Here is a 12,840-nt window from a genome sequence, read left to right on the forward strand (position 1 = left end):
CTCAGACAAAAAGTGCTGTGACACAAAGTGCGTAAACCGGTGCTGCGGATACTGTACTGTCGATTCTGTCCAGGACCCCACCGTGTCCAGGCAGGAGCGTGCCGCTGTCTTTGACTCCGACTATTCTCTTGTTCATACTGAAGAAAAGGTCACCGATAACTGAGAAGGCCGCTACTGACAGGCAAACCAGTACCCAAAGCAGAATTCGTCCGTAACTTTCCTCCCACACGAGAGTTCCACTGACCAAACCGAATGCGAGGATCGCGAACAGAGAGCCTTTCAGCCCTTCGATCGTCTTCCCCGGGCTGATTCGCGGAGCCAGTTTTCGTGTACCGAACCGACGGCCCGTGAAAAACGCCGCAATGTCAGCAATCCAGATCACCGCGAACATGCCCAAAGTCCACAATGAACCGTTGTCAACCGTGATCATCAGATCAGAAATGGCAAATATGGCAAACGACAGTGACAATACCGTCAGCGTTGCGTAAAGGTACCGATGTTCCTGATATCGGGGATAGGTTATCAGCAACCACAAGATCACCAGCCACGTTGTCACCGCCATGACGTGAATGAGAAAATCCAGACGATGATCACGAATCTGATACAGTGCCACGCTGATAACGAGAAAGATTACCACAAAGATTGCCTGTCCCATCGAAGTCCGAAAATCGAAGATGCGGGCTGCTTCGACCGCACTCATCGCTCCGACCGCAAGTAACAGCAGTACAAACCACTCGGACGGCAGAAGGAACAGTCCCGCTATAAAAACCGCAACGAGAATCGCCGCAGTAATCAGACGTTTTCTAAGCATGTTGCTTGGCAGGCTCGGCGGAGGCCTGCACTATCCCGCCAAACCGACGGACCCGTGATCCATACGACTTCAGGGCATGCAGGAAAGCCTGCTCACCAAAGTCCGGCCAATAGGTATCGGTAAAGTACAGTTCTGTATACGCCAACTGCCACAGGAGAAAATTACTGATCCGCTTCTCGCCACCGGTACGGATGAACAGATCCGGATTGGGGATCGCGGCGGTGCTGAGTTGTCCGGCGATTGTATCCGGTGATATGTCCTCAACAGCCAGCTCGTTGTGTTTTACGCGGTCCGCAATGTCGCGACATGCCTGAGTCAGATCCCACTGGCCGCCGTAATTGACCGCTATGGTCAACTGCAAGTTCCGATTTGATTCGGTCAGTTCCATTGCCTCGCGAGTTTTTCTCTGTATCGCAGTGGAAAGATCGGAGAGGTCGCCGATGAACTTCAGGCGAATGCCTTCGTCGTGCAATTTCCGGACTTCTGAGCTCAGTGCGGTCGACAGCAGTTGCATCAACCACTGCACTTCTTTTCCGGGCCTTCTCCAGTTTTCACTTGAGAATGCAAACAGGGTCAGATAGGGAATTCCGAAACGGCCACACAATTCAACAATGGTACGGACATTCTTGACACCCTGGCGGTGCCCTTCCAGTCGGTTTGTGCCTCGACTGTTCGCCCATCGTCCGTTGCCGTCCATGATAATTGCGACATGTTCCGGAAGATTTGCCTCCGGCACGGAATCAATGGGCTCATGATTGGCTTGAGTCGGCATCAGGATTTTTCGTGTGACGCTTGGGAAGGAAGTCTATACCGTCATTATCTCTGATTCTTTCTCACTGACGATCTCGCTGATATCGTCGATATAGCGATCGGTCAGTTTCTGCACTCTATCCTGACCCAGCCTTTCATCGTCCTCGGTGATCTCCTTCAGTTTCTGCCACTCCTTGAGATCACTGTTGCAGTTTCTGCGAATATTTCGTATGGCGACCTTGCAGGCTTCACCTTCGGCGCGGGCAACTTTGGTGATCTCTCTCCGCCGCTCTTCGGTTAATGGAGGGATCGGCACACGAATGATCTCACTCGCACTCATGGGATTGAGCCCGAGATCGGATTCGATGATCGCCTTTTCGATCACGGGAATCATGGACTTCTCCCACGGTGTGATACTGAGGGTGCGAGCATCGCTCGCAGTGATTGTCGATACCTGATTCAGAGGTGCGGCCGTACCGTAATACTCTACCCGGATATGATCCAACAAAGCTGTACTGGCTCGCCCTGTGCGCAATTTCGAAAGTTCGTTCTGAAGATTTGCCAAAGACTTTTTCATTCTTGTCTCGGCATCTGAAACCAATTCATCCAGCATGTCTGCTACTCCCGTGCAACTACAGTTCCGTCATTTCCCCCGAGTCCTGCCCTTGCTATTCCCCCGCTGACAGTGGCATCAAACACCTGGATCGGCAGATTATGTTCCCGACACATGACTATAGCGGCAGCATCCATCACCGCGAGGTTTCTCATCAGGACTTCATCATAGGTGATCCTATCATATTTCTTGGCGTCGTTTTCCTGCTTGGGATCGGAACTGTAGATTCCGTCAACCTGAGTTGCCTTCAGCAGGATATCAGCGCCAATCTGTATCGCTCGGAGACTGGCAGCGGTATCAGTCGAAAAGTGTGTGCTTCCTGTTCCGCCTGCGAAAATCACCGCACTGCCCTCATCCAGATGTCTCACGAACGAGCGACCGTCGAACTGATCAACAATCGAAGGTATTGCAATGGCTGATTGTACAACCGTTGGGACACCTATACCCAGCAGAGCCTGTTCCAGCGCGATGGCGTTGGCAATCGTGAAAAGCATGCCCATCTGGTGTGCCTGGACCGCGGGCAGTGAAAATCCGGCGCTTCTGCCGCCACGGAAAAAGTTACCGCCGCCAATGACCATGCCTGTCCGGACACCGGCATTGACAACCTGCGCTATCTCATCGGCCACCCGATTGATTGACTGAGGATCAATTCCAGAGCCGTGCTCGTCGCCAAGCAATTCCCCACTCAACTTGAACAGAATCGTTCTATGAGAACCTGACGCAGAGTCGTCACTCAAAATTGATTTCTCCCTTTACCCCTGCCCTAGATTGATCAGACAAAAACGCTTTGCGACCCCGTCGGACTCTTTCAGCAAAGACTCCACGGTCTTGTCCTCGTCTTCATAGTATGGCTGATTGACCAGCGTGTTTTCCTTCGAGAACTTGCTGATCTTGCCTTCGACTATCCGCTCGAGAATGTGATCGGGCTTGCCAGAACCGCGCGCCTGCTCCAGATAGATTTCCCGTTCCTTTTCGATCGTTGCAGACGGAATGTCCGCGACATCAAGCCACAGTGGTTTTTTCACCGCGATGTGAACGGCGATGTCGTCGGCAACGTCGCTGCCGGCATCACCGGCAATTTCAACCATGATTCCGAGCCGTTCCCGATGCACGTAGCTGCCAATGATCGCATTGTCAGATGCCCTGAATGTGACGACACGGCTGATCGTGATGTTCTCGCGAATCTTTGAAAGCACATCAAGACGCATCTCTTCCACAGTCTTGCCGGACTCATCAAATGGGAGGGTATTGAGAACATTGACATCCTCGCAATTGTCCCCGATCCCGAGAGCGATGCCGGCTAGAGGTCCGGCGAAACCGCGAAACACGTCCCCTCGCGAGACGAAGTCGGTCTCACAGTTGATCTCAACGAGTGAGCCGCAATCCCTGGATTCGGACATCGCACATACTATCAGACCTTCCGAAGCTGTACGTCCGGAGCGCGAGGCGGCCATTTCAGCACCCTTCTTCCGCAGTATTTCGACAGCCTTGTCCTGATCACCGTCACACTCGACCAGCACTTTCTTGCAATCCATCATTCCGGCACCGGTACGGTCCCGCAGTTGCTTCACCATGACCGCGGTAATATCCAATTTCACTTCCTCCCTCAGAGTCGATTGTATGCGGTAATTGAATGAGTCAGGATCACCGCATATCGATCAGCATGCGGCCAATTCAAATTCATCATTCCTTGCTTTCTTTGCTTTCGGATTCATCAGTTGCCGGTTCCGGCTCATCTGCAGATTCATCAGATTCAGCCGGTTCGGCGGATGCTGTCTCGGACTCAGCAGACGTCTTTTCTTCAGCCTCACTTTCAGTTTCAGCTGCGACCGGCTCGGATTCCTCGGACTCACCTTCCACATCTGCTGCGACCGGCGGTGCCTCTTCGGACTCACCTTCCACATCTGCTGCGACCGGCGGTGCCTCTTCGGATTCGCCTTCAGTGTCTGTTGCGACCGGCGCCGGTTCGGCGGATTTGCTTTCCGGCTCGACCGACGGGACTTGTTCGGTCACTTCAGGAACCGATGCAACCTGCGTTTCCGTTTCGGGTTCAGCGCTTTCGGACGGGTCAACCCGGACCGAAGGAGCGACGGCAGCCCTTGCATTGGTGATCGGATAATGTGAATAGTCTTCAGCTGAAACAAGACCGCCCGGTCCGGCCGCCCCATCCTGAGGTATTTCCGTTTTTGCTTTCGCCTTGCCTGCGATGATCGCGTCCGCAGCTGCAGTGCAATATAGACGGATTGCGCTGACTGCGTCATCATTGCCCGGAATCACATAATCAATTCCATCCGGGTCGCAATTTGTATCCACCACTGCGACAACCGGAATTCCAAGTTTGTTCGCTTCCTTGATGGCGATGTTCTCATGCTTCACGTCAATCACGAACAATGCATCCGGAAGGCCTCGCATATCCATGATTCCAGCAAGGTTGCGGTCCAGTCTGAACCGCTCCCGCTCAATCCTCATGGCTTCCTTCTTGGCAATCTTGTTGATTCCGTCAGAAGCGATTATGTCGTTAAGCTCATTGAGGCGGTCAATCGATTTTCTGACGGTACGATTGTTCGTCAGCATACCGCCGAGCCAGCGATGGTAGACATACGGACTCTCCGCCCTCTGGGCCTGTTCCCGTATGATTTTTCCCGCCTGACGCTTGGTGCCGACAAAAACGACGGAACCTCGTTTGGCGGCTACACCCGAAAGATAGTCCAATGCCTCATTGAACATCGTCAGAGTGCGTTCAAGATTGATGATGTGGATTTTGTTGCGATGCCCGTATATGTAGGGGCTCATCTTGGGGCACCAGAATCTGGTTTGGTGCCCGAAATGCACGCCATACTCAAGCAGCTGGCGCATGGTTACGTCAGTCATCGATTCGATCTCCATTTGGGTTTTGCGACCATGACACAAACCTGCCACCAGTTAAGGCACCCTGTCAGGTTTTGAATTCGCCATGTGAGAATAATTTGGTGCGTTAGTTTATCATCAAGTATCATAATTTGCAATCTCGTTCAGCTGGCGATTCGGGATTGTACCGGTGAAGTCCACATGGGTTTTCATCGGCAGCTCCAACATTCCTTTGAGCGGATTTTCCTTATACGATCCAACACAAACACCCATAAATCCATAAGCCGCGAAATGTCGTCACCCACCATAAAGACGCCGGACGAGATTGAGAAGATGCGAGTCGCCGGGCAGCTTGCCGCATCAGTGCTGGATATGATTGAACCCCATGTCCAGGCCGGCAAGACTACCGAGGAACTGGACTCGATCTGCCATCACTTTATCGTAGAAGAGCTTCGGGCGGTTCCAGCTCCACTGAACTACCGTGGATTCCCGAAATCGATCTGCACTTCAGTCAACAATGTCGTATGTCACGGCATCCCCGGACCCAGAAAACTGAAAAACGGAGACATCATCAACATCGATGTTACAGTGATCAAAGATGGGTTCCACGGTGATACCAGTCGAATGTACCCGGTCGGAAATCCCTCCATCCGCGCAGACCGCCTATGCCGGATCACCCACGAAAGCATGATGAAGGGAATTGAAACCATCCGGCAGGGGTGCACGCTGGGCGATCTCGGACACGCGGTACAAAAGCACGCGGAATCCCATGGTTTCTCAGTCGTGCGCGAGTATTGCGGTCACGGAATTGGCAAGGGTTTTCATGAGGAGCCTCACGTCCTGCACTACGGAAAACCCGGTTTGGGCATGCCATTGCAGGCGGGTATGACCATCACCGTTGAACCGATGCTGAATTCCGGTCATCGGGATACAAGATTGCTGGCGGATAAGTGGACTGTGGTCACCAGCGACGGCACTCTATCCGCCCAGTGGGAGCATACCATTCTTGTAACTGAAACCGGTTTCGAGATTCTGACCATCTCACCGCAGACCGGACAGCCATAATCCAATCGGGTGTATTTGTCCATCCTGCGACAAGCGATAACAAGCCCAACGTAAAGCAGATGAATATCGGCATTGCGCCAGAAGATTCGACGTCTTTGGTTGAGACTTATCGCGCACAATTGCGCGCGGACGACGCCCGGCTCAGGAAACTTCATGAGAAGAAATATTCTGCCCAACGCATTGTCAGCACGCGAACACAGTCGGTTGACACGACACTTCGAAACGCCTGGAATGAGTTTTTTTCCGGTCATGAAGCCGGGGATCACGTCAGTCTGATCGCAGTCGGCGGTTACGGTCGAGAGGAACTCAACCCCTGTTCTGATATTGACATCATGCTGCTGCTTGACCAAAAGAACAATGGTCATTACGACAGGATCATCAAACCCTTTACCCGATTTCTGTGGGATATCGGATTTGAGGTCGGACATAGTGTCAGGACCATTGGTGATTGCATCAAGCAGTCACGGGCCGACCTGACAGTCATGACAACCCTGCTTGAGGCAAGATATTGTGCCGGCTCCCAAGCATTGTTCCGCCAGTTTGAAAGCAGGATACAGGACGCAAACATCTGGCCGGCGAGAAAGTTTTTCGAGGCGAAAGTCAAAGAACAGAAACTCAGACACCACAAGTATTCGGACACCGCCTACAATCTTGAACCCAATATCAAGGACGGACCGGGCGGACTGCGGGATATCCACACAGTTTCGTGGGTGACGATGCGCCACTTCGGCAGCCGCGGGCTGCATGAACTGGTTTTGCAGGAGTTTCTGCAGGAGGACGAATTCCAGACACTGATACGCGGCCGAAACTATCTGTGGAAGCTCCGCAATGAACTCCACCTGACACTGGGTCGGCGAGAAGACCGGCTGTTATTCGACAACCAGCTGAAACTCGCGGATAAATTCGGTTTCCTGGACGATGACAGCAACAAGGCCGTCGAGAAACTGATGAAACCCTATTTCCGCACGGTCAAGGTATTGCGGCACATCAACCAGATGTTATTGCAGCATTTCGATGAGTCGATACTCACGCGCAAGCGTCACAAGGTCGTGTCGCTGAACGGCAAGTTCCAGACGGTCGATGGCTATCTCGATTTTGTGGATGCAAAGTCGATCGACAAGAAACCTGAAATGCTGCTTGATGCATGCGTGAATTTTCAGTCCAACTGTGATATTCGAGGCATCAGGGCTGCGGCACTGAGACTGATGCGTTCAAAAAAGTATCTTGTGAACAGACAGCTTCGCAATTCCACTGCGGTAAAGTCCCAATTGCTTTCGGTCTTCAGCAACCCACAGCGGCTTCCGCAAACTTTGGACCTGATGCACGATACGGGTCTGTTGGGCAGACTGATTCCCGATTTCAACCGAATTGTCGGGCAGTTGCAGTATGACCTGTTTCATGTCTATACGGTGGATGCTCATCTGTTGAATGTGGTATGGCATATCCATGAGCTTGGACAGCCGGCAGCAGCTCGATCTGTGCCGCTGGCTGCCGCGGCAATGAAACGAATCATCAAGCCCGAGCGACTATTCATCGCGGGACTGTTTCACGACATCGCAAAGGGCCAGGGTGGCGACCACTCAGAACTGGGCGAAGTGCAAAGCTATCGATTCTGCAAGAGGATCGGAATGGATGAGTACGACTCTCACTTCGTCGCCTGGCTGGTGCGACAGCACCTTGCGATGAGCTTTACAAGCCAAAGGGAGGATCTGAATGATCCGGATGTGATATCCCGCTTTGCGGCGAAGGTAGGCAACCAGGAGCACCTGGATCATCTCTTTGTACTGACGATCGCCGACATGCGCGGGACTGGACCGAAAGTCTGGAACGACTGGAAAGGCAAAATGCTTGATCATCTGTATCTTGCAACCTCCCGGACACTATTGACAAATGTACTTCCGCACGACGAGGTCAAGCCTCAGATCGAGGAAATCAAAGCGGACTGCATTGCACTATTGGGAAAAGACCAGACACTGCGAAACAGGGCCGTGCGACTGTGGTCCAATCTGGAGGATGACTACTTTTTGAGCTACGATGCCGGCACCATTGAATGGCATGTGAGACATGCCGCAAAGACAAGCCTGATTGACCTGCCGCTGGTTGTCTTTCGCCCCCACCCTTCGATTGATGTCATACAGATATTCGTTCTTGCCGCCAATTCAGACGAGCAGTTCACGATCATCACCGGTGCGTTGGACTATTGTTCTTTGAATGTGCTGGAAGCGCGAACGCATCCATTGCGTTCAGGTCTGACCGCCTTTTCGTTTGTCGTAATGGTTCGCAATCATGTGACCGACGGTCACAACGCGAATCTGGAACATTTTGAGCGGACCGTTGCGCAGGCAATCGTCAATCGACAAATCCAGCATCTGCCGAGTGCCGTCAAGCCCGACCGGGTTGCCCGTCATATCGTCTTTCCGACCCGGATAGAATTTACGCACTCCCCTGGCAGCGATTACACTGTGATGGAAATATTCGCCCAAGATCGACCCGGTCTGCTTTATTTTGTAGTGAGGACGCTCCTGCTTCACAAGGTAAAGCTGCTTTCTGCGAAAATCACCACATCGGGAGCCAGGGCAGAAGATGTCTTTTTCATTGTTGATCGCGACGGTGATCCGATTTTCGATCAAGCCATCAAGGACGAGCTGAAAAAACAGATCATTCAGCAACTCGGCTGACAAATATCCAAACCTTCAATCAAACAGGAAAAATCTATGCCTAATCTGGAATCCATAATCAATCAAGCATTCGACAGGCGTGCAACACTTGATCCGGACTCCTGTCCGGATGACATTCGACAAGCGGTCGACGAAGCCATAGCAGCGATTGATGCAGGTGAACTGCGCGTCGCCGAGAAGCTCGACGGCAAGTGGCACGTCAATGAATGGGCAAAGAAGGCTGTTCTGCTTTCTTTCAGGGTGTATGACAATCAGGTTGTGCACGATGGAAACGCCACCTACTTTGACAAGGTTGAGAGAAAATTTTTCCGTCACAGCGAGCAGCAATTCATCGATGGCGGCTATCGAGTCGTGCCTCCGGCAACTGTGCGATACGGCTCATACATCGGCCGCAACGTGGTGCTGATGCCGAGCTATGTCAACATCGGTGCATTTGTAGACGACGGAACCATGGTGGACACCTGGGCTACTGTGGGCTCATGCGCCCAGATCGGAAAGAACGTACATCTATCGGGCGGTGTCGGGATCGGTGGCGTACTGGAACCCTTGCAGGCATCTCCGACAATTATCGAGGACAACTGTTTCATCGGTGCCAGAAGTGAGATCGTCGAAGGCGTGATCGTTGGCGAAGGATCAGTCATATCGATGGGTGTCTATATCGGTCAGAGCACAAGAATCTACGATCGTCGGACTGGAGAAGTCACTTACGGTCAAGTTCCTCCCGGTTCTGTCGTGGTCTCAGGAAACTTGCCCTCCGAGAGCGGGGAATACAGCCTGTATTGCGCAGTCATCGTGAAACAGGTTGATGCCAAGACAAGAAGCAAGACCGGATTGAACGAATTGCTCAGGGTAGACTGAAACAGGATTCAAGTCGCGGGAATTGCTTCGGACTCGCAACTGACGAAGTCTTGATGCCCGGGCGGTCAATCCAGGTTGCCGGCATTAATGTTCCCTGAACAGGACGGAACGGGAACTGATAGACGTCATGACCTCATATGAAATTGTACCGGCAGCGTTCGCCAAGTCCTCGACCGGCAATCCCTCGCCAAACAGTTTCACACTGGACCCGGCGCGGACATCTTGGTGCCGGTTCAGGTTGACAGCCAGCGTGTCCATGGATACCCTGCCGACCACATCGGCTGCGGTTCCCTCAATCAACACCCGAGCCTTGGACGATGCATTGCGAGGATACCCGTCTCCGTAGCCGCAACCGACGATTCCAATGCGACTATTTTCACTGCAAATCCAGGTCTGTCCATAGCCGACTGCTTCGCCGGCCCTGACCTGTTTCACGGAGAGTATCGTCGAGTAAAGCTCCATAACAGGCTTGAGGCCGAGTTGTTTAGAAGACATGCCTGCAATCGGAGATGCACCGTAAAGCATTATTCCCGGCCGCACCCAATCGAAATGGCTCTCCTTCAGGCTGACGATGGCCGCCGAATTGGCAATGCTGCGGTCCACATCGACACCAGCGGTAGACTGCCTGAATCGATCGAGTTGCACCGAAGTGAAATTCGAATCTGATTCATCGGCACAGGCGAAGTGAGAGATGACTCCCTTCAATTCAAGCAAAGGGATGGCCTCGATGGTTTTGAGGACGTTCGGGAGTTCATGGATCGGAAACCCCAATCGATTCATTCCCGTATCGACCTTGATCCAGATTGATACCCTATTGCCGGAACGAATCCAGCGCAGGAGCTCAAGCTGTTCGTCACAATAGATTACACAGTCAATTTGTCCTGCCTGGACGACCGGGACATGATCCGATTCACAAAAGCCTGACAGCACGCAGATAGGCTTCGTTATCCCCGGCTCTCTCAGTTGTGCCGCTTCATCAACCGTAGCCACTGCAAATGCATCCACACCCGACTGCAGGGCTTTTGCGACTCGTACAAGTCCGTGACCGTAGCCGTTCGACTTGACTACGCCCATGATTTTTGAGGCGGGTGAGAAGTCCCTCACCCTGGACAGGTTATGACGAAGGGCGGATAAGCGGATGGAACCATATAAGCGCACGGATTTTCCTGCTGTATGATCGATCAGACATGCGCAATATCATGAGTCAAGCCGGATTCAACGATGTTGGATTCCGATAGGTTATCGAAATGTGTACATTCTTTCATAAAACACAACTTGATCGTACCGGTATCTCCGTTTCGGTGTTTCGACACGATGATTTCTGCGGTTCCGTAATCTTTGGTATCGGCCTTGTATACCTCATCCCTGTAGATGAAAATGATTACGTCTGCATCTTGTTCTATTGCCCCGGACTCCCTGAGGTCGGCCATGATCGGGCGTTTGTTCGGGCGCGACTCGACTTCCCTGTTTAACTGCGAAAGCGCAATGACCGGTACATCCAGTTCTTTTGCAAGAAATTTCAGCTCCCGGGTTATGTTGGCGAGTTCGGTTGCACGATTGGACTGTTCATCTTTCATCTGCAGCAGCTGAAGATAGTCCACGATAATGAGATCGAGACCTGTTTCCCGATACATGCGTCGAGAAATTGCGGAAATCTGCAGGGGAGAGACATTCGGCGTGGCATCAATATAGATATGCGCATCCTTTAGCAGTTTCACGGCAAGCTCCAGCCGCTCCCAGTTTTGCTCTTCTTCCCGACCACTCCCGAATTCGGCTTTTCGAATTTTCGCCGCATCGACACCGCTCAACGAAGACAGCGAACGCATGGACAGCTGGACGGCTGGCATTTCAAGGCTGAACACCGCGACTTTCATTTTTTCCTCGAGCGCGGCATTTTCCGCAACATTCATGGCCAGTGCGGTCTTGCCCATCGAGGGTCGCCCGGCGATGATTATGAGATCAGACCGCTGGAACCCCCCGGTCAGGTCGTCCAGATCGGTAAATCCGGTTGGCACTCCAGTAATGCCACTCTTGTCCGGATTCTCATACAGTTCAAGTATTCGCTTGAAAGCCTCGTCGGCAGCATCCTTGATGTGCAGCAAGTCCGCGTTATTGTCAAATTGCTTTCCAAGGTCGAAAATCATTTTCTGCGACCTGCTCAGGATGTCGTCAACCGACTCGTTCTCGCGTTCGTAGACTGTTCTTTGGATTTCTTCGGCGCGTTTCAGCAAGTTGCGCAGGATTGCACAGTCCCGGACAATTTGCGCATACGAGTCGGCGTTGATACTGTTCGGAGTTTCGTTGGCGATCTGCGCCAGATAATTTGTGCCACCGACCTCCTCCAGGCTGCCGTCCCGTTTCAGCCAGTCGTTCATCGTCAGAAGATCGATCTTTGTATGCTTGCGGTGGAGATCGATCATCGACCGGTAAATCAGTCGGTGACGATGATGATAGAAATCCTCGGCCGCGAGCAATCCGATGACGTTCTCAAGCTGCTCGTGATTGATCAGGACGGCTCCGAGCACCGCACGCTCAGCGTCAACCTGTTGTGGGGGTGTTTTCAGGTAATGTAGATTGGAAGGATCAGGCGAAGTCCTCATATCTGGTGGTGTATTTCGATGGACCTCGTCCGTATTCACTGATCAGTTGCCTCCTCGCTCGGAGTCTCATCTGCATCTTCTGATTCCTCTGCATTCGGAGATTCGTCCGATGCGGACTCATCCTGTCCGTCATCCAGCAGTTCCTCCATGGAGGGTTCAAGAGAGTCGGCTTCGACAATTATTGTCATGTCGAAATTCACCTCAGGATGAACTTTGATGTTGATGACATGTTCTCCGACTTGTTTGATTGATCCGCCAGGCATGTCGATCTCGGACTTGAGGATTTCTGTGCCTGCCTCGGCGGCCTTGTCAATAATTTCCATGGTTGACACCGAACCGAAGAGCCTGCCGGTTTCGTCAACAACGTGCTTGGATATGCGCAGTGTCTTGACTGCTGAATCCGCACGGGCTTGTGCGACATCCAAGCGATCTTTCTCTTCCTTGATCAGCTGGGCACGACGCTTCTCAACTTTGGCCAGCGCCTCCGCGGTCGCCTTGACGGCCTTTTTCTGAGGGATCAGATAATTTCGGGCGTATCCGGGCTTGACCTGCACTGTGTCACCCAGCTGTCCCAGTTTCTGTACCGCTTCAAGCAATATTACTTCCATGGCATACTCC

Annotated in this window: 11 protein-coding genes and 1 pseudogene; 3 read left to right on the forward strand and 9 right to left on the reverse strand. The window is 52.4% G+C overall.

The features are described 5' to 3' along the window. Position 1: 1 nt before the first annotated feature. The 6 genes and pseudogenes from OXI60_03280 to rpsB form a co-directional block, all read right to left on the reverse strand. The gene (locus OXI60_03280) at positions 2-811 is read right to left on the reverse strand and encodes a phosphatidate cytidylyltransferase (GenBank protein MDE0308842.1); all 810 of its coding nucleotides are present in this window, start codon (positions 809-811) and stop codon (positions 2-4) included. Beyond that, the gene (gene uppS, locus OXI60_03285) at positions 804-1,583 is read right to left on the reverse strand and encodes a polyprenyl diphosphate synthase (protein MDE0308843.1); all 780 of its coding nucleotides are present in this window, start codon (positions 1,581-1,583) and stop codon (positions 804-806) included. The genes OXI60_03280 and uppS overlap by 8 nt, the downstream gene beginning before the upstream one ends. Before the next feature lie 33 nt (positions 1,584-1,616). Next, on the reverse strand, positions 1,617-2,174 hold the full coding sequence (frr, locus tag OXI60_03290) for a ribosome recycling factor (GenBank protein ID MDE0308844.1): 558 nt from the start codon (positions 2,172-2,174) through the stop codon (positions 1,617-1,619). Between the two features lie 5 nt (positions 2,175-2,179). Beyond that, the gene (gene pyrH / locus OXI60_03295) at positions 2,180-2,911 is read right to left on the reverse strand and encodes a UMP kinase (protein ID MDE0308845.1); all 732 of its coding nucleotides are present in this window, start codon (positions 2,909-2,911) and stop codon (positions 2,180-2,182) included. A 15-nt stretch (positions 2,912-2,926) separates the two neighbouring features. Continuing rightward, entirely contained in the window at positions 2,927-3,772 is an 846-nt protein-coding gene (gene tsf / locus OXI60_03300) for a translation elongation factor Ts (protein MDE0308846.1), read from the reverse strand. A gap of 580 nt (positions 3,773-4,352) precedes the next feature. Beyond that, positions 4,353-5,045, reverse strand: a pseudogene (rpsB, locus tag OXI60_03305) (30S ribosomal protein S2). 267 nt (positions 5,046-5,312) lie between these two features. Between rpsB and map the strand changes: the two are divergent. From map to dapD, 3 genes are read left to right on the forward strand one after another with little or no spacing between them, the layout of a single operon-like run. Beyond that, positions 5,313-6,086: a type I methionyl aminopeptidase gene (gene map, locus OXI60_03310; protein MDE0308847.1), complete on the forward strand. Its 774-nt coding sequence runs from the start codon at positions 5,313-5,315 to the stop codon at positions 6,084-6,086. A 59-nt stretch (positions 6,087-6,145) separates the two neighbouring features. After that, positions 6,146-8,764 carry a [protein-PII] uridylyltransferase gene (gene glnD, locus OXI60_03315; protein MDE0308848.1) on the forward strand — a complete coding sequence of 873 codons (2,619 nt, stop codon included), beginning with the start codon at positions 6,146-6,148 and terminating at the stop codon, positions 8,762-8,764. Positions 8,765-8,800: 36 nt separating this feature from the next. Beyond that, positions 8,801-9,622 (forward strand): 2,3,4,5-tetrahydropyridine-2,6-dicarboxylate N-succinyltransferase, encoded by an 822-nt coding sequence (gene dapD / locus OXI60_03320; GenBank protein ID MDE0308849.1) that lies wholly within the window; start codon positions 8,801-8,803, stop codon positions 9,620-9,622. A gap of 84 nt (positions 9,623-9,706) precedes the next feature. Here the strand turns inward: dapD and alr are convergent, their stop codons facing one another. Genes alr through rplI form a run of 3 tightly spaced genes read right to left on the reverse strand, consistent with a single transcriptional unit; the run spans position 9,707 to position 12,830 of the window. Beyond that, positions 9,707-10,780 carry an alanine racemase gene (gene alr, locus OXI60_03325; GenBank protein MDE0308850.1) on the reverse strand — a complete coding sequence of 358 codons (1,074 nt, stop codon included), beginning with the start codon at positions 10,778-10,780 and terminating at the stop codon, positions 9,707-9,709. A gap of 23 nt (positions 10,781-10,803) precedes the next feature. Further along, positions 10,804-12,261 (reverse strand): replicative DNA helicase, encoded by a 1,458-nt coding sequence (dnaB, locus tag OXI60_03330; protein ID MDE0308851.1) that lies wholly within the window; start codon positions 12,259-12,261, stop codon positions 10,804-10,806. Then, positions 12,258-12,830, reverse strand: coding sequence for a 50S ribosomal protein L9 (gene rplI / locus OXI60_03335; GenBank protein ID MDE0308852.1), 573 nt, complete (start codon positions 12,828-12,830; stop codon positions 12,258-12,260). Before rplI ends, dnaB begins: the two co-directional genes overlap by 4 nt. Between the last annotated feature and the right edge of the window lie 10 nt (positions 12,831-12,840).

The organism is Acidiferrobacterales bacterium (assembly GCA_028820695.1).
Classification (GTDB): domain Bacteria; phylum Pseudomonadota; class Gammaproteobacteria; order Arenicellales; family JAJDZL01; genus JAJDZL01.

Excerpts from the sequence above, each read along its gene's own strand:
- OXI60_03280 (MDE0308842.1), bottom strand. The coding sequence starts at position 811 with ATGCTTAGAAAACGTCTGATTACTGCGGCGATTCTCGTTGCGGTTTTT.
- map (MDE0308847.1), top strand. The coding sequence starts at position 5,313 with ATGTCGTCACCCACCATAAAGACGCCGGACGAGATTGAGAAGATGCGA.
- frr (MDE0308844.1), bottom strand. The coding sequence starts at position 2,174 with ATGCTGGATGAATTGGTTTCAGATGCCGAGACAAGAATGAAAAAGTCT.
- glnD (MDE0308848.1), top strand. The coding sequence starts at position 6,146 with ATGAATATCGGCATTGCGCCAGAAGATTCGACGTCTTTGGTTGAGACT.
- rplI (MDE0308852.1), bottom strand. The coding sequence starts at position 12,830 with ATGGAAGTAATATTGCTTGAAGCGGTACAGAAACTGGGACAGCTGGGT.
- uppS (MDE0308843.1), bottom strand. The coding sequence starts at position 1,583 with ATGCCGACTCAAGCCAATCATGAGCCCATTGATTCCGTGCCGGAGGCA.
- dapD (MDE0308849.1), top strand. The coding sequence starts at position 8,801 with ATGCCTAATCTGGAATCCATAATCAATCAAGCATTCGACAGGCGTGCA.